This window comes from Micromonospora gifhornensis, assembly GCF_016863515.1.
GTDB classification, from domain to species: Bacteria; Actinomycetota; Actinomycetes; order Mycobacteriales; family Micromonosporaceae; genus Micromonospora; species Micromonospora gifhornensis.
The window spans coordinates 63,269-82,384 of record NZ_BOPA01000017.1 but is presented as its reverse complement, the minus strand read 5'-3'; the positions used below and the strand labels follow the sequence as shown (position 1 = coordinate 82,384).

The following is a 19,116-nucleotide window of genomic DNA, read 5'->3' as shown; positions in this document are numbered from 1 at the left end:
GCCCCTTTTGTCGCGACCAAAAGTGCAAGATCGACGAGGCGAGGACGCGCGGGGCGCGCGGGGCGCGGGCGAGGACGCGCGGGGCGCGGGCGAGGGGCGGGCAGCGAGGGGCCGAGGGGTTAGTGGAGGGAGAGGGCGGCCAGGGCGGCGTTGACGATGCTGCCGGGGAGCAGGTCGTGCAGGTCGTACAGTTCCTCGACGCTGCCGGACTGGCCGAACTCGTCCACCCCGAGCGGCACCGCGGGGGCGGCCAGGGCCGAGCCGAGCCAGGCCATCGCGTGCGAGGCGGCGTCGTGCACGGTGACCACCGGCACCCGGTCGGCGAAGGCCGACCGCAGGGCGCCGGGCACGCTGGGCACAGTCGCGGTGCGTACGCCCTGACGTAGGGTGCGCTGCCAGGCCCGGTAGAGGCGGTCGAGGCTGGTGACGTCCACGACGTGGGCGGCGACACCCTCGTCGGCCAGTTCCGCCGCGGCGGTCAGCACCTCGGGCAGTACCGCACCCGACGCGGCCAACTGCACCGTCGGGGCCCCGACCAGGTGCGGGTACGCCTGGTGGGCGTCGACCAGCCGGTACGCCCCGGCGAGCACCTGCCGCCGCAGCACCGCGTCGCCGAGCCGGGCGCGGGCCGCCTCGAAGGGTGCCTGGTCCAGCGGCCGGGTGCTGAGCCGGAAGTAGTACGCGCCGTCCTCGGCCGGTGCCGCCGTCACCGCCGACTGGGCCGGGCCGGCGATCTGCCCGAGCGCGTCGCAGAGCAACCAGTCCAGGCTTGTCGCGTACGCCGGTTCGATGAAGGTCACCCCGGGCAGTTCCAGGCCCACGCTCGCGGTGATCGTGGACTGGTGGGCGCCGCCCTCGGGAGCGAGGGTGATGCCCGACGGGGTGCCCGCGACGACGAACCGGGAGCCGGAGTAGGTGCCGTAGAGGAAGGCGTCCAGCCCGCGCAGCACGAACGGGTCGTACACGGTGCCGACCGGCAGCAGCGGCTGCCCGGACAGATCCCAGGCCAGGCCGAGCTGGCCGAGCAGCAGGAACAGGTTCATCTCGGAGATGCCCAGCTCGATGTGCTGCCCGTCGGGGCTCTCCGTCCAGCGCAGCATCCGGTCTTCCGACCAGGACCGCTGGGCGGTCGGCGCGAACACCCCGGTCTTGTTGATGAACCCGGCCAGGTTTGTCGAGGTAGCCACGTCCGGTGCGGTGGTGACGAGGTACCTGCCCACCTGCGGATCCCGGGCCAGGTCGACGAGCACCCGCCCGAAGACCTCCTGGGTGGAGATCGGCTTGTTGGCGCGTACCTTCGTGGTCTGTGGGACGGTGACCCCCAGCGCGCGCTCGCGGGGCGCGCGGGACAGCGCCTCCCGACGCTGCCCGGCCCGGATGCCCGCGGGCGAGGCCGGGTCGAGACGGTCCCACTCGGTGTCGGGGGTCAGGCCCTGCGTGGCCCGCAGGGCCTCGACCTGCTCGCCGGTGAGCAGCGCGGAATGGTTGCGCGGATTGCCGGCGATCGGCAGACCCCAACCCTTGACCGTGTACGCGAACACCACGCTCGGCCGGTCGGTCACCGCGTCGCACTGGGCGTACGCGTCGAGCAGCGCTGCCAGGTCGTGCCCGCCCAGGTCGGTGACGAGCGGGCCCAATCTGTCGTCGGGGATGTCCGCGACGAACGTGGCGACCTCGGCGGGTGCGCCGTCGAGGAACTGTTTGCGCAGCGCCGGCCCGGTCAGCCCGAACAGCGACTGGTACTGCTCGTTGGGCATCGCGTCGATCCAGTCGCGCAGCGCCTCGCCACCGGGCTGGGCGTACGCCTCGGCCAGCTTGCGGCCGTACTTGACCTCGACCACGTGCCAGCCGGCCGCTTCGAACTGCCCGCGCCACTGGTCGATGCGTACGCCCGGCACGACCCGGTCCAGCGACTGCCGGTTGAAGTCGACCACCCACATCACGTTGCCGAGCCCGGTGGTGGCCGGGTCGGCGACCGCCTCCCAGATGTTGCCCTCGTCCAGTTCGGCGTCACCGATCAACGCGACGAACCGCGAGTGGGGGCGGGCGCCGAAGTGCGCGTCCACATAGCGGCGGGTCACCGCGGCGAACAGCGGTGCGGCGGCACCCAGGCCGACCGAGCCGGTGGAGAAGTCCACCCCGTCCGGGTCCTTCGTCCGCGACGGGTACGACTGGAGGCCACCCCGGGCCCGCAGCCGGTTCAGATAGGACCGGTCCAGGTTGCCCAGCAGGTACTGGATGGCGTGGAACACCGGGGAGGCGTGCGGCTTCACCGCGACCCGGTCCTCGGCGTCCAGGTGCGCGAACCACAGCGCCGTCATCGCACTGACCAGCGACGCACTTGACGCCTGGTGCCCGCCGACCTTGACCCCGTCCCCGGTCGCCCGCTCCCGATTGGCGGCATCCACGATCCGGGTGGCGAGCCAGAGCACCCGCCGCTGGATCTCGTCGAGGACATCGATGTCGTGCTGATTCACGGTGGCTCCAGGGGGCATCGCCGTTGACGCCCGGTCGGGGACGGGGGTGGTGGTGCCGACGTCGCTGTGTGTGCCCACCGTCGGAGCGCCGAGGTTGGGCACCGGCTCGGCTATCGAGTCGGATGTTAAGAAGGGGCCCCTCCTCTACGCCAGGCGTTAAGAAGGGGCCCTTCCTTACACCTCAGACGCCGAGGCGGGAGAGGATCAGCTCGCGGACGGTCTTCGCGTCGGCCTGGCCACGGGTGGTCTTCATGACCGCGCCGACCAGCGCACCGGCGGCGGCCACCTTGCCGCTGCGGATCTTGTCGGCGATGTCCGGGTTGGCGGCGATCGCCTCGTCCACGGCGGCGGTGAGCGCACCCGTGTCGGAGACGACCTCCAGCCCACGGGCCGTCATGATCTCGGTGGGCGAACCCTCACCGGCGACCACACCCTCCAGCACCGTACGGGCCAGCTTGTCGTTGAGCTTGCCGGCGTCGACCAGGCTCTGCAGCTCGGCGACCTGCGCCGGGGTGGCCCCGATGTCGGCAAGCTCCACACCCGTCTCGTTGGCCCGCCGGGACAGCTCACCCAGCCACCACTTGCGGGCGGCGGCCGGCGAGGCACCGGCGGCGACCGTCTGCTCGATCAGCTCGACGGCACCGGCGTTGAGCACCGACTGCATGTCCGCATCCGACAGACCCCACGCCTCCTGGAGGCGACGGCGGTGCAGCCGGGGCAGCTCCGGCAGGGCGGCCTTCAGCTCGGCCACCCAGGCCGGGTCGGGCGCGATGGGCACCAGATCCGGCTCCGGGAAGTAGCGGTAGTCGGTGGCGGTCTCCTTGGACCGGCCCGGAGTGGTGTCCCCGGTGTCCTCGTGGAAGTGCCGGGTCTCCTGGGTGATCCGACCGCCGGCCTCCAGTACGGACGCCTGGCGCAGCATCTCCGAGCGGACCGCCCGCTCGACCGAACGCAGCGAGTTGACGTTCTTGGTCTCGGTGCGGGTGCCCCACTCCTCGCCGGGCCGGTTCAGCGACGTGTTGACGTCACACCGCAGCGAACCTTCCTCCATGCGTACGTCGGAGACGCCCAGCGAGCGGATCACGTCACGCAGCTCGGTGACGTACGCGCGGGCCACCTCGGGGGCGAGCGCACCGGTGCCGGGGATCGGCTTGGTGACGATCTCGACAAGCGGAATGCCCGCCCGGTTGTAGTCGACAAGCGACTCGGTGGCGCCGTGGATGCGACCGGTGGCGCCGCCGACGTGCAGCGTCTTGCCGGTGTCCTCCTCCAGGTGCACCCGCTCGATGCCGATGCGTACCAGTTCGCCGTTGACCTCGACGTCCAGGTAGCCGTCGAAGCAGAGCGGCTCGTCGTACTGGCTGATCTGGAAGTTCTTCGGCATGTCCGGGTAGAAGTAGTTCTTCCGGGCGAACCGGCACCACTCGGCAATCGAACAGTTCAGCGCCAGGCCGATCCGGATGGTCGCCTCGATGGCGGCCTTGTTCGCCACCGGCAGGGAGCCGGGCAGACCGAGGCAGACCGGGCAGACCCGGGTGTTCGGCTCGCCGCCGAAGTCGGTCGGGCAGCCGCACCACATCTTGGTGTTCGTGCCCAGCTCGACGTGGGTCTCCAGGCCGATCACCGGCTCGAATCGCGCGACGACCTCGTCGTACGCGGGCAGCGTCGTGGTCATGAGAACTCCAGCTTTGCAGGCGGTAGCCGGCCCACGGCGGCATCCGGACACAACGCCGCCAAGCCTAACCGCTCGATCCGGCCCGCCTCGGCGGGGCGTCACCCAGGTGTCGGACCGCGTGTCACTCGGGGGTGCGGAAGCGCCGATGACGGTTGTAGGTCAGCACGAGCAGGATCCCGCCGATGGAGAACGCCAGGACGCTCAGCAACAGCAGCACGAGTGTCGAGTTCGAGCCGGTGACCGGCAGCCACGCCCCACTCGTCTTCGACGGCGACGGGACGGGCGCGGCAGGGCTCTGCGACGGCGTCGAGGTCGGCTCGACCGGGGTCGGCGTGGCCGTGGGCGCGGTCGGTGTGGCGCTCGGACCGGTCGGGGTCGCCGTCGGGGTCGACGTCGCGACGGCGGCGACGATCAACTCCACCTCGGCGGTGGCGCTGGTCCTGGCGCCCGCCGCCCGGACCATGAAGTCGAACGTGCCGGCGCTGCTCGGGGTGCCGCTGAGTCGGCCGTTCGTGGCGAGGGTGAGCCCGGTCGGCAGGGTGCCGGCGGCCAGGGCGAAGGTGATGTTCTCGTCACCGGTGGCGGTGAACCGGAACGAGTACGGCTGGCCGACCCTGCCGGCGGGCGGGTTGCCGGAGGTGAAGGCGGTGGCGGCCTCGGCGACCACGATGGTGATCTCCTGCTCGCCGAAGAAGTCGTTCTTGTCGGTCATCCGCAGGGTGGCGGGGTAGGTGCCGGCCGTGGTCGGCGAACCGCCAAGCGAGTTACCGACGACCAGCATGCCCGGCGGCAGGCTCCCCGCACTCACCGACAACCGGTACGGCGCGGTGCCACCGGTCGCCTCGACCGTGTGGATCGCGTACACCTGCCCCAGGTACATCGGTGACCGGGGCGCGCCCGAGGTGATCTCGATCGTGGGTTCGCGTACCTCGATCGTGGCCGTCTGCTCGGCGAACTGGTCGGCCGCGTCGGTCATCCGCAGGGTGAAGGTGTAGGTGCCCGCCGTGGTCGGCGAACCCCCGAGCGAGTTACCGACCACGAGCATGCCCGGCGGCAGGCTCCCCGCACTCACCGACAACGCGTACGGCGCGGTGCCACCGGTCGCCTCGACCGTGTGGATCGCGTACACCTGCCCCAGGTACATCGGCGACCGGGGCGCGCCCGAAGTGATGGTGACTGCCGCCGCTGCGGCCGGGGGTGCGGTGCCCAGCAGCAGCGCGAGCACCATCGTCAGGGCCATGACCGGGCGCAGTGTCTTCATCGCACATCCAGGTCTGATCAGAACGGCTCGCGTTCGCCAGCGACCAGCCGGTCCAGCCGACTCGTAGTCATCCAATCAGGAAGCTTGATGACGGACAATTACCCGAACGGTGGCCAGCGTGTCGCGACGGGCGCGGTGGTACGCCGGCGGCATTCTGTCCGGGGCCAAGATCCGGCTGCTGGCCGGACCGGTGGGCCGCCCACGGCAACCGCGCCCGATGCCCTGGGGTGACCGCACCGGGCGCGCGACGATGTCGTGCGCAGGCGGCGGTCGGCCGCCTGCGCACGATCGATCACAGCGTCGGTGGGGTGAGCGTGCCGACGGCGCTCTCCAGTGCGGCGGCGACCCGGTACATCCGGTCGTCGGCCATGGTCGGGGCCATCACCTGGAGACCGACCGGCAGCCCGTCGGCCAGACCGCACGGCACCGAGATGCCCGGGCCGCCGTACAGGTTGGTCGGGATGGTGAACAGGTCGGCCAGGTACATCTGGTACGGGTCGGAGGTACGCGCACCGAGCGGGAACGCCACGAACGGGGTGGTCGGCGAGATCAGCGCGTCGACCTGCTCGAACGCGGCGGTGAAGTCGCGGGTGATCAGCGTACGCACCTTCTGGGCCTGCCCGTAGTAGGCGTCGTAGTAGCCCGAGGAGAGCGCGTACGTGCCGATCATGATGCGTCGCTTGACCTCGGGGCCGAAGCCGGCCTCCCGGGTCAGCGACATGACCTCCTCCAGCGACCGGTTGCCGTCGTCGCCGACCCGCAGCCCGAACCGGACCCCGTCGAAGCGGGCCAGGTTGGAGGAGCACTCGCTCGGCGCGATCAGGTAGTACGCCGGCAGGGCGTACTTGAAGTGCGGGCAGGAGACCTCCACGATCTCCGCACCCAGCTTGGTCAGCGTGTCGACCGCCTCGTGGAAGGCGGCCATCACCCCCGGCTCGGCCCCCTCACCGGCGAACTCGCTGACGATGCCCAGCCGCACCCCGGTCAGGTCGCCGGTGGCACCGAGCTTCGCCGCCGCCACCACGTCCGGCATCGGCGCGGCGATGGAGGTCGAGTCGCGCGGGTCGTGCCCGCCGATGGCCTCGTGCAGCAGCGCGGCGTCGAGCACCGTACGCGCGCAGGGGCCGGGGGTGTCCAGCGAGGAGGAGAAGGCCACCAGGCCGTAGCGGGAGGTGCCGCCGTAGGTCGGCTTGGCGCCGACGGTGCCGGTGACCGCGCCCGGCTGGCGGATCGAGCCACCGGTGTCCGAGCCGATCGCCAGCGGCGCCTCGTACGCGGCCAGCGCGGCGGCGCTACCACCACCGGAACCGCCCGGAATACGGTCGGTGTCCCACGGGTTGCGGGTCGGCCCGTACGCGGAGTACTCCGTGGAGGAGCCCATCGCGAACTCGTCCATGTTCGTCTTGCCGAGCATCACCGTGCCGGCGTCGCGCAGCCGCTGCACGATCGTCGAGTCGTACGGCGGACGCCAGCCCTCCAGGATCTTCGACCCGACGGTGGTCGGTACGCCCTTGGTGGTCAGCACGTCCTTGACCGCGACCGGCACCCCGGCCAGCGGGCCCAGCTGGGCACCGGCGGCCCGCTGGGCGTCCACCTCACGGGCGGCGGCCAGCGCGCCCTCGCTGTCGACGTGCAGGAAGGCGTTGATCCGCCCGTCGACGGCGGCGATCCGATCGAGGTGCGCCTGGGTCACCTCGACGGCGGAGGTCTGCCCCGAGGCGACCAGGCCGGCGATCTCGACGGCGCTCAACTTCGTCAGGTCACTCATGCCGTCACTCCGCTTCGCCCGTCACCGAGCACGATGATCCGCTCGCTCACGATGCCACATCCTCGTCCAGGATCCGCGGTACGCGGAACCGCTGCTCCTCCGCGTCGGGTGCACCCGACAGCGCCTCCTGCGGGGTCAGGCACGGCGTCACGACGTCCTCGCGGAACACGTTGGTCAGCGGCACCGAGTGCGAGGTCGGTGGGATGTCGGCGGCGGCGACCTCACCGACCTGGGCTACCGCCTGGAGGATCACGTCGAGCTGGCCGGCGAAGGTGTCGAGTTCCTCCTCCGTGACGGCGAGCCGCGACAGTCGCGCCAGGTGCGCGACCTCCTCGCGGGAGATGGCGGCCATCGGTGCCCCCTTCATGGCTGTCCTGCGTCTGCCTGCGCCCACCGGAGTCGCTACGACCCGTGGTGACGCCAAGCGAGTCTATTGTTCCGCGCCCGACCGAGCGCTGGCGGCTCCCCGGACGCCGATCCGCACCCCCGGATCGGGCCCTGCGGATCAGCGGCGGTGCCGGCGGGTCAGCGGAGGCGCCGGCCGGGTCAGCGGGGGTGTCGCTGGGGTCAGCGGGGGTGGCGGCGGGGCAGTTCCGCTTCGTCGGAGGTGGCGAGCGGGCGCACCGGGCGGTAGCGGGCCAGCCAGGCGACCAGTTCCTCGGCGGGCATCGGCCGGGCGTAGAACCAGCCCTGGGCGGCGTCGCAGCCCGCCGCGTGCAGCATCCGCCAGGTCCGCTCGTCCTCCACCCCCTCGGCCACCACCCGCAGCCCCAGCGCCTTGGCCAGCTCGATTGTCGACCGTACGATCGCCGCGTCGTCGCTGTCGTCGACCATGCCGAGGACGAAGGACCGGTCGACCTTCACCTCCGACAGCGGCAGTCGACGCAGATGTTGCAGGGACGAGTAGCCGGTGCCGAAGTCGTCCAACGCGATGCCGACGCCGATGCGGTGCAGCTGGGTGATGGTGGCCAGCACCCGACGCGGGTCGGCCATCAGGGCGCCTTCGGTGATCTCCAGCTGCAGCCGCTCGGGGGCCACGCCGTAGCGGGTCAGCCGGTCGGCGATCTGCTCGGCGATCTCGCCGGTGTGCAGGTCCCGCACGCTGACGTTGAGGGCCGCCCGCAGGCTGACGCCGGCCGCCGACCACTTCGCGAGCTGCTCCACCACGTCGTCGACGACCCGGCGGGTGAGCAGCCGCATCACCGCGCTCTGCTCGGCGACCCGGATCAGCTCCTCGGGGTCGACCATCCCTCGACGGGGATGACGCCACCGCAGCAACGCCTCCACGCCGACCACCTCGCCGGTGGCGATCTCGACCTGCGGCTGGTAGTAGAGCATGATCTCGCCCGCGTCCGGGGCCGACTCGGTGGAGTCGTCGGGATCCGTGGGCCGGGCCCACACCTCGTCGTCGTGGGGTGGTACCGGCGGGGTGGGCTGGATGCTGCGGCGCAGGATCGGGTCCGCGGCGGTCACGATCTGGTTGATCAGCTCGTCGTCGTGCACCCCGGTCGGCAGCCGGCGTCGACGTCGACTCCACCAGCGCTGGCCGGCCTGCCCGTCCACAGATCCGGCAACGGCCATGGTCGCGCCGTCCCCACCGCGTACCGGGGGCGTGGCCTCCGCTGCGCGCGGCTGGCCCGCCGGTCCCCCCTCCAGCACCCGACGCAGGTCGGCCAGCAGGCCGAGTCGCTCGGCGGAGTTGTGGTCGGACTCGGCCGTGTAGACGGCGACGGTGTCGTTGCGGTGCTTCGCGTCGTACATCGCCACGTCGGCGTGCCGCATCAGGGTGGCGAAGTCCTCGCCGTGATCGGGATAGAGGGCGATGCCGATGGAGCCGCCGACATCGAGCGGCAGCCCGTCCAGCGGCACCGGCTCGGCCAGCACCCGCACCACCTGATCGGCGAAGGCGCGGGCCTGCCCGACGTCGGTCAGGCCGGTCATCACGATGGCGAACTCGTCGCCGCCGAGCCGGGCGACCAGGTCCGGCGGTTCGACCACATCGGTCAGCCGGGCACTCACCTCGACCAGCAGCCGATCGCCCACCGCGTGCCCGAGGGCGTCGTTGACGTTCTTGAACCGGTCCAGGTCGATCAGGAGCAGGGCCAGGTGGGCGTCCGGCTCACCCCGTGCGGCGCGCTCGGCGTGCCGGTGCACCTGCTCGTTCACCTCGGCCAGCAGCGCCTTGCGGTTGGGCAGACCGGTGAGCGGGTCGAGCGCGGCGAGTTGGCGCTGCTCGATGGTGAGCCGCGCCATCCGGTACACCGCGAACAGCGGCACCAGCACCAGCGGGACCAGGGCCGCGCTCGCCCGGGCAGCGGTCATCAGGATCGGCGCGAGCAGCAGCAGGGAGCCGGTGGAGAGCAACTCGAACGGCAGGCCCCGCCAGGCGTTCGGCCACCACCGCTCGCCGAACCGCAGCCGTACGGCGGCGGTGACCAGGCCGTAGTTGACCAGGAACCAGGCGACCCCGGCACCACCGATCGCCGCGACGTCCGCCCAGCTCAGTGGCCCGCCGTCGAACGCGGCATCGGGCCCGAGCCGACTGACCGCGTACGCGGCACCCAGGGAACAGGCGTACTGGGCCGCGTTGAAGGCGGTACGCCACGGCGCGTGGCCCATCCGGACCCCGGACACCAGCACGGCCACCGCCTGCACGGCGACGGCGGGGCCGAGCCCCCAACCGAGCAGGATCGCGAAGGTGAAGCAGCTCGACGGGTAGACCGCCGAGGTCTGTCGCTGGCCGGGTGCCACGAACGGGCGTGCGTCGCAGGCCACCGCGAGCACCGCCATCGTCCAGAACGCCACCGGCAGCGCGTCCAGCGTCGTGGCCAGGGACGCCAGCGCGCCGGCCGAGACCAGCACGGCCACCGCGAGCACACCGGCCACGAAGGCGGTGAACTGCGCCGCCCGTTCGGGCGGGACCAGGTTGCGCGGGTCGGGCGGCTCCATCACACCTCCCGGTACGGGACTCGGCACGTGCTCTCACGTGCCGTGACCCAATGAAACGCCCCTGGCAGGGGTTTTCCCTCGGCGACAGTCACGAATCGGTCGTAGTCGTAACTAAGTTGGTATGCGCCGCGGGTGCCCGGAGGGCTTACTCGTCGACGCGGGCCACCTCGCGGGCCGCCTCGACCCCCGCGTCGAGCAACACCTGGAAACCCTCCTCGTCGAGGATGGGCACCTTCAGGGTGGCGGCCTTGTCCGCCTTGGACCCCGGGTTGTCACCGACCACCACGAAGCCGGTCTTCTTCGACACCGAGCCGGAGACCTTGCCGCCACGCGACTGGATCGCCTCGGCGGCCTGGTCGCGGGAGTATCCACTGAGGGTGCCGGTGACCACGACGGTGAGGCCCTCCAGCGGGCGCGGGCCCTCGGCCACCGCCTCCTCGGCCATCCGTACGCCCGCCTCGGCCCACTTGCGGACCACCTCGCGGTGCCAGTCGACGGCGAACCACTCCCGGATGCTGGCGGCGATGGTCGGGCCGACCCCGTCGACGGAGGACAGCTCCTCCTCGGAGGCGTTGTCGATCGCCTCGATCGAGCGGAAGTGCCGGGCCAGGGCCTGCGCAGCGGTCGGCCCGACGTGCCGGATGGAGAGCGCCACCAGCACCCGCCACAGGTCACGTTCCCTGGCCACGGCGAGGTTGTCGAGCAGCTTTGTCGCGTTGCTGCCGAGGCTGCCGTCCTTGTTGACGAAGAACGGCGACCGGGCCAACTGCTCGGCGTCGAGCGAGAACAGGTCGCCCTCGTCGGTGATGATCTGCGCGTCGAGCAGGGCGGCACCGCTCTTGTAGCCGAGCGCCTCGATGTCGAACGCACCGCGCCCGGCCAGGTGGAACACCCGCTCGCGCAACTGTGCGGGGCAGCTGCGCGAATTCGGGCAGCGGATGTCGACGTCGCCCTCCTTGGCCGGGGCGAGCGGGGTGCCGCAGGCCGGGCAGGTGGTGGGCATGACGAACGGCCGGGCGTCCGGCGGGCGCAGATCGACAACCGGGCCGAGCACCTCGGGGATCACGTCGCCGGCCTTGCGGATCACCACCGTGTCGCCGATCAGCACCCCCTTGCGCTCCACCTCGCGGGCGTTGTGCAGGGTCGCGTACGCCACCGTGGAGCCGGCCACCTTCACCGGCTCGAGCAGTGCGCGGGGGGTGACCCGACCGGTGCGGCCGACCTCGACCTCGATGTCGAGGAGCTTGGTGTTGACCTCTTCCGGGGGGTACTTGAAGGCGATCGCCCAACGGGGTGCCCGACTGGTCGAGCCGAGTCGTCCCTGGATCGGCACCGGGTCGACCTTGACGACCACACCGTCGATCTCGTGCTCGACGTCGTGCCGGTGCGCGGCGTAGTGGGCGATGTAGTCACGGACGCCGGTCAGATCCGGCAGCACCCGCCAGCGGTCACTTGTCGGCAGCCCCCACGCCTTCAGCGCCGAGTACGACTCGGACTGGGTGCTCGGCTGGAAGCCGCGCCGGGCACCGATGCCGTGCACCACCAGGCGCAACGGCCGGGACGCGGTGATCCGGGGATCCTTCTGCCGCAGGCTGCCCGCGGCCGCGTTACGCGGATTCGCGAACGGTGCCTTGCCCTGCTCGACCAGACCGGCGTTGAGGTCGGCGAACGCCTCGACCGGGAAGTAGATCTCGCCGCGCACCTCGATGAACTCGGGGACCGGGCCGTACTCGGCCGAGTCGGTCAGCCGGCTGGGCACGTCCCGGATGCTGCGCACGTTGGCCGTGACGTCCTCGCCGGTGCGTCCGTCACCGCGGGTCGCCGCCCGGATCAGCCGCCCGCCCTGGTAGGTCAGGTTGATCGCCAGCCCGTCGACCTTCAGCTCGCACAGGTACGGCACCGGCCCACCGGCGTCCCGCTCGACCCGTTCCGCCCAGGCCGCCAACTCCTCGTCGGCGAAGGCATTGTCCAGCGACATCATCCGTTCGGCGTGCGCGACCGGGGTGAAGTCGGTGGAGAAGGTGCCGCCGACGCGTTGGGTCGGTGAGTCCGGCGTCCGCAGGGCCGGGAACTCCTCCTCCAACGCGGTCAGCTCACGCAGCTGCCTGTCGAACTCGGCGTCGGAGACGGTCGGCGCATCGAGCACGTAGTAGCGGTACTGATGCTCGGTCAGCTCCTGACTGAGGGTGGCGTGGCGCTCCCGCGCCTGCGGGGTCGGCTCGGCTCCCGCCGCCGCCTCCTGCGCCGCGCTGAGCGGCTGACCGCTCGCCTCTTCGGACACGCTGCCGCCTCCGGCCACCGGACCTCCCGTGATCGTGCTACCCCCGCACGGTAGCGCCCGGGTGGGACAACCGGGCCGACCAGGGCAGCAACGAGCGTTGCCGGGGGGTGTGCCGGGTCAGTCGCGGCCTGCCGACAGGGCGGTGAGTTGGTCGGCGTACTCGATCCGCTCGGCCCAGCCGGCCGGCCAGGCGGCCATGCCCTGGGCCGCACCCACGAACGCGCCGGCGAGCGCGGCGATGGAGTCGGAGTCACCGCAGGTGCGGGCACCCCGGGCCAGGGCGCCGACCGGGTCGTCGGCGTGTCGCACGGCGCAGTAGAGGGCGGTGGCCAGGGCCTCCTCGGCGATCCAGCTCTCGCCGGTGAGCCGGCACGGGTCGCCGCCGTCGTCCGGTGCGGACAGCGCCGCGTCGAGCCGACGCAGCGCCGCAGCGCACTCGTCCCAACCGGCGGCGATGAACGCCTCGGGCGTGGCGGCGTCCGCGCGCCGCCACAGGTCGCCGAGCCAGTCGGCCCGGTAGACGGTCCGTTGCGCGGCCACCCGTTCGCCGAGCAGGCCGGGCAGCTCGGCCAGGCCGACGCCGGCCCGCAGCAACCAGACGGCGTACGCGGTCAGCTCGCTGGCGGCCAGACCTGTCGGGTGACCGTGGGTCAGGCCGGCCTGAAGTTGGGCCAGCCCGGCGAGGGTGTCCGGGTCGACGTCGAGCAGCCCGACCGGGGTGACCCGCATGTTGGCCCCGCAGCCCTTCGAGTCGATCACCGTGGCCTGCTGCCACGGCAGGCCCCGGGACAACTCGGCGCAGGCCCGTAGACAGGTCATCCCCGGTGCCCGGTTGTTGTCCGGGCTGGCTGCCCAGGCCAGGAAGCGTTGCCGCAGCAGTGGTTCCACCGCCCCGGGGGTGAGTTGCGGGGCGTCGTGCAGTGCCCAGGCCACCGCCAGCGCCATCTGGGTGTCGTCGGTGACCAGCACCGGGTCGCCGACCAGGTCCCGAGGACCGGCCGGCCCGTACCGCTCGTCGATTTCGGCGACGCTGAGGAACTCGGTGGGCTTGCCGAGGGCGTCACCGAAGGCGAGCCCGAAGATCGAACCGGCGACTCGACCCGGCGCAGGAGTGGTCATGGAGGCGATCATGCCGTTCGCCGGCAAGCCCGGGTCACCACCCCCAGACCGCCCGGGCTTGCCGGCCGCGGGTCGCCGGGTGCGTCAGTCCCAGCAGAGGCAGAACGGGTGACCCACCGGGTCGGCGTAGACCCGGAAGCCCTCGCCCTCTCCGGGCAGTCGCCGCGCGCCCAACGCCAGCACCGCCCGCTCCGCCGCCTCGATGTCGTCGACCGTCACGTCGAGGTGCAACTGTTGGGGCCGTTCCGGATCGGGCCAGTCCGGCGGGCGCAGGTCCGGGGCCCGTTGGAAGGCCAGCCGGGGCTGATGGCCGGGTGGGCCCCCGAGCACCACCCACTCGTTGCCCTCGGAGTCCTCCTCCATCAGCGGCAGGCCGAGCAGCTCGGCGTAGAAGCCCGCCAGGGCCCGCGGGTCAGGGCAGTCGATGACAGTGGAACGGAGTCGTCCAATCATGTCCGTCATCCTGCCCACCGGGTACGACGGAAAACCTCACACCTCGGCGAGCCGACGACCCGCGTCCCGGCAGGCGGCCAGGACGGCCCGGGCGTACGCCGGAGTTGCCCCGGCCAGCCCGCAGGCGGGAGTGACCACCACCTGCTCGGCGAGTTGGGCGCGGGGGAAGCCCAGCCGGTCCCAGAGCCCGCGTACCCGATCGGCGACCTGCGCCGACGTCGGCGCGCCAGCGGCCGGCGGCGGTGACGTCGGTACGGCGCCGGCCAGCAGGCCCAGGCCGGCGTCCAGTGCCTCACCCAACGGATCCAGCTCGGTCACCCGGCTCAGGTCGAGCGCCACCCCCACCGCACCGGCCGACCGGATCAGCTCCAGCGGCACGTCCGAGGCGCAGCAGTGCACCACGGTCGGTACGCCCGCCGCCTCGATCACCCCGTGCAGCAGCGCACGGGCCGTCTCCGATTCCACAGCCCGGTACGTGCCGAGGCCACTCTCGGTCGGCACCCGACCGGCCAGCACCGTCGGCAGCGAGGGCTCGTCCAGCTGCAGCAGCACACTGGCCCGGGGCAGCCGGCGGATCACCGCCTCGACGTGGCCGCGCAGCCCTTCGGCGAGCGAGCCGGCCAGGTCGCGGACGGCACCGGGATCGCGAAGCATCCGGCCACCGATCGGCAACTCCAGCGAGGCGGCCAGGGTGAGCGGGCCACCCGCCTGGATCTTGATGGTGCCGGCGTACTCCTCGGCCTGCTCGGCGAGCTGGTCGAGGTCGCGTTCCATCAGGTCACGTGCTCGACGCAGGTCCTTGCCGGGTCGCGGCGCGACCCGCCAGCGCGCGGCGTACAACTCCACCGGCAACTCGACGAGCAGGCCGGCGGTGCGCCCGATCAGGTCCGCGCCCGGCCCACGGGCCGGCAATTCGGGCAGGTGTGGCAGGGCGGCAAGTTCGCCGAGCACGATCCGCTGCGCCTCGGCGATGTCGGTGCCGGGCAGCGACCCGATCCCGGTCGCCGCGCCCACCGGCCAAGGCCAATCCCGATCACTCACGGCAGCACCCTACCGCCGTCGTGACCCACCCTGCCGCCTCCACCGGCCGACCCGGCCAACTGATCCGGCACCGCGAGCACGACCGGCACCACCAGCACCGCCGCCAGCCCGGTAGGAAGAGGCGGGGCGGTCAGTCGGTGATGGTGGCGGAGCCGAGGACGATGTCGCCGGCCGGGTCGGGGCGGTAGGCCACGATCGCCTGGCCAGCCGCCACCCCGCGAACCGGGCGACGCAGGTCGGCGTGCAGCCGGTCGCCGTCGACGGTGACGACGGCGGGCACGACGACACCGTGCGCCCGCAACTGCACCTCGCACTCGATCGGCTGTTCGGGGCGCGGGCCGCCGGTCCAGACCGGACGGTTGGCGGAGACGGTGGACACCTCCAGCGCCTCGGCCGGCCCGACGGTCACCGTGTTGGTCTTGGGCGTGATGGACAGCACGTACCGGGGTCGGCCGTCCGCGGCGGGCCGGTCCAGGTGCAGGCCACGTCGCTGCCCGATGGTGTACGCGTACGCCCCGGCGTGCTGGCCGACCACGGCGCCGGTGGTCGCGTCGACCACGTCGCCGGGCGACTCGCCGAGCCGCTGGGCGAGGAAACCTCGGGTGTCACCATCGGCGATGAAGCAGATGTCGTGCGAGTCCGGCTTGTCGGCCACGGCCAGGCCACGCTCGGCGGCCTCCTGCCGCACCTGGGCCTTTGTCGAGTCGCCGAGCGGGAACATCGACCGGTCCAACTGCTCGCGGGTGAGCACGGCCAGCACGTACGACTGGTCCTTGGCCTCGTCGACGCTGCGGCGCAGCAGGCCGTCCGGGCCCAGCCGGGCGTGGTGGCCGGTGACCACCGCGTCGAACCCGAGGGCCACCGCCCGGTCCAGCACCGCAGCGAACTTGATCTTCTCGTTGCAGCGCAGGCACGGGTTGGGGGTACGCCCGGCCGCGTACTCGGCGACGAAGTCGTCGACCACGTCGGCGTGGAACCGGTCGGCCATGTCCCAGACGTAGAAGGGGATGCCGAGCACGTCGGCCGCGCGCCGCGCGTCGCGGGAGTCCTCAAGCGTGCAGCAGCCCCGCGCGCCGGTGCGATAGGTCTGCGGATTGCGCGCCAGAGCCAGGTGTACGCCTGTGACGTCGTGACCGGCCTGCACCGCCCGCGCCGCCGCCACGGCGGAATCCACGCCGCCGGACATCGCCGCCAACACCCTCACCCGGACCACACTCCCTTCCCGTCGAGCCTATCCCCCGCGCCGGCACCCGTCGGCGTTCGGTACGGCCGGTGTTAACAGGGGGCCCCTGCTCTACCGGAGGCGTTAACAAGGGGCCCTTCCTTCACCGTCAGCGGGGGGTGCGTTGGGCGGCGCGACGGGCTCGTTCGACGGCCCCCGGGAGGGCCGCGATCAGGGCGTCGACGTCGGCGGAGGTGCTGTTGTGACCGAGGGAGAACCGCAGCGACGAGCGGGCCCGGTCGTCGTCGGCGCCCATCGCGAGCAGCACGTGCGAAGGCTGCGCCACCCCCGCCGAGCAGGCCGAACCGGTCGAGCAGTAGATGCCCTGGGCGTCCAGCAGGAGCAGCAGGGCGTCACCCTCGCAGCCGGGGAAGGAGAAGTGGGCGTTACCGGGCAGCCGGTCGTCGGGGTCGCCGTTGTAGACGACCTCGGGCACCGCCTGCCGTACCCGCTGGACGAGGTCGTCGCGGAGCGCGGCCACCCGGGCCGCGTACTCCTGCTGGCCCTTCACGGCGGTCTCGACGGCGACGGCGAAGGCGACGATGCCGGCGGCGTCCAGGGTGCCGGAACGCACGTCGCGTTCCTGCCCGCCGCCGTGCAGCAGTGGGACGGCGGCCACGTCCCGGGCCAGCACCAGCGCACCCACCCCGACCGGCCCACCGAGCTTGTGCCCGGTCACGGTGAGGGCGGAAACGCCGCTGGCGGCGAAGTCGACAGGTACCTGGCCGACCGCCTGGATGGCGTCGGTGTGGAACGGCACGCCGTACTCCACCGCGACGGCGGCCAGGTCGGCGATCCGCTGCACGGTGCCGACCTCGTTGTTCGCCCACATCGCGGTGATCAACGCCACCTGATCGCCGTGCTCGGCGAGTTCGGCGCGGAGCGCGTCGGGGTGCAGCCGGCCGACCTCGTCGACCGGCAGCCAGCCCACCTCGGCGTCCTCGTGCCGCTCCAACCAGTCCACCGCGTCGAGTACGGCGTGGTGCTCGATGGCGCTGGAGACCACCCGGCGGCGTCGGGGATCGGCGTCCCGACGGGCCCAGAAGATGCCCTTGACCGCGAGGTTGTCGCTCTCCGTACCGCCACCCGTGAAGATCACTTCGGAGGGCCGGGCACCGAGTGCGGCGGCCACCCGCTCCCGCGACTCCTCCACCCGCCGACGGGCACACCGGCCGGACGCGTGCAGGGAGGACGCGTTGCCGACCTCGCGGGCGGCCGCGACGTACGCCTCGAGTGCCTCGTCGAGCACCGGGGTCGTCGCAGCATGATCCAGGTAAGCCATCACGACTCAGCCTAACGACCGCTGGCGTCCCGACCGCAGGCTGGATAACCCGACGTCGACATCAGAGCGGCACCGCGGTCACCACGATGTTGTCGCGGTACCGGCGGGCCTCGGCGTCGAAGGGTCCGCCGCAGGTGATCAGGGTGAGTCGCGGCCGACCGTCACGGGCGAAATAACGCGCCAACGGGATCTTCGTCTTGTCGTACTCCTCGCGCGCCACCACCCGGTAGGTCCGCTCGACCCCGTCGTCACCGGTGGCCGTCAGCGTGTCCCCCGGTGCGAGGTCCCGCAGCCGGTAGAAGGCGCCCCGCCCCTGCTCGGCGCTGTCGACGTGGCCGGCGATCACCACCGAACCGGTCTCGGCGGCGAGGCCGGGGCCGTAGCGGTACCAGCCGACCTGGTCGACGCTGGGCGGCACGTCGAACTCGCCGGTGCGCCTGTCCACGCCGACGGGGTCGACCCGGGCGGTGACGTCGATCGCGGGGATCCGGAGCCGGACCGGCGGCACCGCTGCGGCGTCGTCGGGCAGCGCCCCCGGGGCGACCGGCACCGGGGGCACACCCGTCGACGACGCACCGAGCGACGACGCACCGGCCGACGGGCTCGGTTCGGCGAGCGCGGCGGCCTGGTCGGCGCCGACGCTCCCGTCCGGTCGGGACACCACGGCCAGCACGGCCGCCACGACGAGCGCGGTGGCGCCGGCGGCGACCGCCGCCAGCGCCCCACGGTTGACCATGCTCACCGGCGGCCCGACCGGACGACGACCGCCCGCGCCCCACCGGCGACCAGCAGCAGAACCCCGGTGCCCGCCAGCGCGTACCACCAGAGACCCAGGCCGGTGTCGGCCTGACCACCGGTGCCGCTCGGCACGCCGGAGGGCGCCGCGTGCAGGCCGTCGATGGTCTGCGCCACCACGGTCAGGTTCTCCGCCTCGGCGGAACCGGTGGCGTAGACGATCGTGGCCGTGCCCTCGCGCAGGTTCAGGTCGGCCGGCCCGATCACCACCGTGTCGGTGCCCGCGAGCACCACGTCCGCCGAGACGCTGCCCGCGTCCACGTCGGCCTTTGCCTCGTTCGGGTTGGTCAAGCCCTCGAAGACCGGGCTGCCGCCGGCCCGTACGTCCACCGCTGGCGCGGCGGCGGTGTGCCGGACGATCAGCCGGGCCTTGCCGGCGTCGACCTTGGCGGTGTCGTTGACGAACGGGGTGATCGTCGGCTCGCCCTCGGCGTCGAGGTGGGCGGCGATGCTGATGTTCGCCCCTCCCGGCACCTCGGCGTCGTCCGCGGTCAGGATCGCCTGTCCGATGGGCTCACCGGGCTTGGTCAGGGCGATGTCGTACGACCCCTCCGGCAGGTCCAGCGGACCGGCCACGTCGCCGGGCTTGAAGTTCTCCAGGGTCTTCTCCCCGTTGACGTAGACGTCGACCGGGGTGTCCGGAATGCCGTGGACGACGGAGACCTTCGAGGTGGCGGCGTACGCCGGGGTGGCCGTCGCGATGCCGGCGCCGACGAAGGTCAGCGCGGCGACCGCGCCACCCGCGGCGACCCGGCGAAGATACGCGAACTGCATGTCTGCCTCCTGCTGTTTT

14 protein-coding genes are annotated in these 19,116 nt (G+C 72.4%); all 14 read right to left on the bottom strand.

Annotation, left to right across the window (positions count from 1 at the left end):
• Positions 1-119: 119 nt before the first annotated feature.
• Positions 120-2,477, bottom strand: coding sequence for a thiamine pyrophosphate-binding protein (locus Vgi01_RS11780; RefSeq protein ID WP_204291028.1), 2,358 nt, complete (start codon positions 2,475-2,477; stop codon positions 120-122).
• Between the two features lie 181 nt (positions 2,478-2,658).
• Positions 2,659-4,152: an Asp-tRNA(Asn)/Glu-tRNA(Gln) amidotransferase subunit GatB gene (gatB, locus tag Vgi01_RS11775; RefSeq protein WP_126711558.1), complete on the bottom strand. Its 1,494-nt coding sequence runs from the start codon at positions 4,150-4,152 to the stop codon at positions 2,659-2,661.
• Between the two features lie 121 nt (positions 4,153-4,273).
• Positions 4,274-5,413: a putative Ig domain-containing protein gene (locus tag Vgi01_RS31130; protein ID WP_204291027.1), complete on the bottom strand. Its 1,140-nt coding sequence runs from the start codon at positions 5,411-5,413 to the stop codon at positions 4,274-4,276.
• A 292-nt stretch (positions 5,414-5,705) separates the two neighbouring features.
• Positions 5,706-7,181 (bottom strand): Asp-tRNA(Asn)/Glu-tRNA(Gln) amidotransferase subunit GatA, encoded by a 1,476-nt coding sequence (gatA, locus tag Vgi01_RS11765; protein WP_204291026.1) that lies wholly within the window; start codon positions 7,179-7,181, stop codon positions 5,706-5,708.
• 46 nt (positions 7,182-7,227) lie between these two features.
• Positions 7,228-7,533 carry an Asp-tRNA(Asn)/Glu-tRNA(Gln) amidotransferase subunit GatC gene (gatC, locus tag Vgi01_RS11760; protein ID WP_013732007.1) on the bottom strand — a complete coding sequence of 102 codons (306 nt, stop codon included), beginning with the start codon at positions 7,531-7,533 and terminating at the stop codon, positions 7,228-7,230.
• Positions 7,534-7,748: 215 nt separating this feature from the next.
• Positions 7,749-10,130: a putative bifunctional diguanylate cyclase/phosphodiesterase gene (locus Vgi01_RS11755; protein WP_102656940.1), complete on the bottom strand. Its 2,382-nt coding sequence runs from the start codon at positions 10,128-10,130 to the stop codon at positions 7,749-7,751.
• Positions 10,131-10,275: 145 nt separating this feature from the next.
• The gene (gene ligA, locus Vgi01_RS11750; protein WP_102656960.1) at positions 10,276-12,411 is read right to left on the bottom strand and encodes an NAD-dependent DNA ligase LigA; all 2,136 of its coding nucleotides are present in this window, start codon (positions 12,409-12,411) and stop codon (positions 10,276-10,278) included.
• A gap of 117 nt (positions 12,412-12,528) precedes the next feature.
• Positions 12,529-13,530 carry an ADP-ribosylglycohydrolase family protein gene (locus Vgi01_RS11745; protein ID WP_373306931.1) on the bottom strand — a complete coding sequence of 334 codons (1,002 nt, stop codon included), beginning with the start codon at positions 13,528-13,530 and terminating at the stop codon, positions 12,529-12,531.
• A gap of 84 nt (positions 13,531-13,614) precedes the next feature.
• Positions 13,615-13,983: a VOC family protein gene (locus Vgi01_RS11740; protein WP_204291024.1), complete on the bottom strand. Its 369-nt coding sequence runs from the start codon at positions 13,981-13,983 to the stop codon at positions 13,615-13,617.
• A gap of 36 nt (positions 13,984-14,019) precedes the next feature.
• Entirely contained in the window at positions 14,020-15,024 is a 1,005-nt protein-coding gene (locus tag Vgi01_RS11735; protein WP_204291023.1) for a methionine synthase, read from the bottom strand.
• A 130-nt stretch (positions 15,025-15,154) separates the two neighbouring features.
• The gene (mnmA, locus tag Vgi01_RS11730; RefSeq protein WP_102656936.1) at positions 15,155-16,228 is read right to left on the bottom strand and encodes a tRNA 2-thiouridine(34) synthase MnmA; all 1,074 of its coding nucleotides are present in this window, start codon (positions 16,226-16,228) and stop codon (positions 15,155-15,157) included.
• 127 nt (positions 16,229-16,355) lie between these two features.
• A complete protein-coding gene (locus Vgi01_RS11725) occupies positions 16,356-17,528 on the bottom strand; it encodes a cysteine desulfurase family protein (RefSeq protein WP_102656935.1) in 1,173 nt (390 codons plus the stop codon).
• 61 nt (positions 17,529-17,589) lie between these two features.
• Complete coding sequence (locus tag Vgi01_RS11720) at positions 17,590-18,270, bottom strand: class F sortase (RefSeq protein ID WP_204291022.1); 681 nt, start codon at positions 18,268-18,270, stop codon at positions 17,590-17,592.
• A complete protein-coding gene (locus Vgi01_RS11715; RefSeq protein ID WP_204291021.1) occupies positions 18,267-19,097 on the bottom strand; it encodes a DUF4397 domain-containing protein in 831 nt (276 codons plus the stop codon). The genes Vgi01_RS11720 and Vgi01_RS11715 overlap by 4 nt, the downstream gene beginning before the upstream one ends.
• Between the last annotated feature and the right edge of the window lie 19 nt (positions 19,098-19,116).

What these genes read in the sequence shown, in the direction of transcription:
- Vgi01_RS11715 (WP_204291021.1), bottom strand. Translation starts at nt 19,097, where the DNA reads ATGCAGTTCGCGTATCTTCGCCGGGTCGCCGCGGGTGGCGCGGTCGCC.
- Vgi01_RS31130 (WP_204291027.1), bottom strand. Translation starts at nt 5,413, where the DNA reads ATGAAGACACTGCGCCCGGTCATGGCCCTGACGATGGTGCTCGCGCTG.
- gatB (WP_126711558.1), bottom strand. Translation starts at nt 4,152, where the DNA reads ATGACCACGACGCTGCCCGCGTACGACGAGGTCGTCGCGCGATTCGAG.
- Vgi01_RS11740 (WP_204291024.1), bottom strand. Translation starts at nt 13,983, where the DNA reads ATGATTGGACGACTCCGTTCCACTGTCATCGACTGCCCTGACCCGCGG.
- gatC (WP_013732007.1), bottom strand. Translation starts at nt 7,533, where the DNA reads ATGGCCGCCATCTCCCGCGAGGAGGTCGCGCACCTGGCGCGACTGTCG.
- Vgi01_RS11755 (WP_102656940.1), bottom strand. Translation starts at nt 10,130, where the DNA reads ATGGAGCCGCCCGACCCGCGCAACCTGGTCCCGCCCGAACGGGCGGCG.
- gatA (WP_204291026.1), bottom strand. Translation starts at nt 7,181, where the DNA reads ATGAGTGACCTGACGAAGTTGAGCGCCGTCGAGATCGCCGGCCTGGTC.
- Vgi01_RS11745 (WP_373306931.1), bottom strand. Translation starts at nt 13,530, where the DNA reads ATGACCACTCCTGCGCCGGGTCGAGTCGCCGGTTCGATCTTCGGGCTC.
- Vgi01_RS11725 (WP_102656935.1), bottom strand. Translation starts at nt 17,528, where the DNA reads ATGGCTTACCTGGATCATGCTGCGACGACCCCGGTGCTCGACGAGGCA.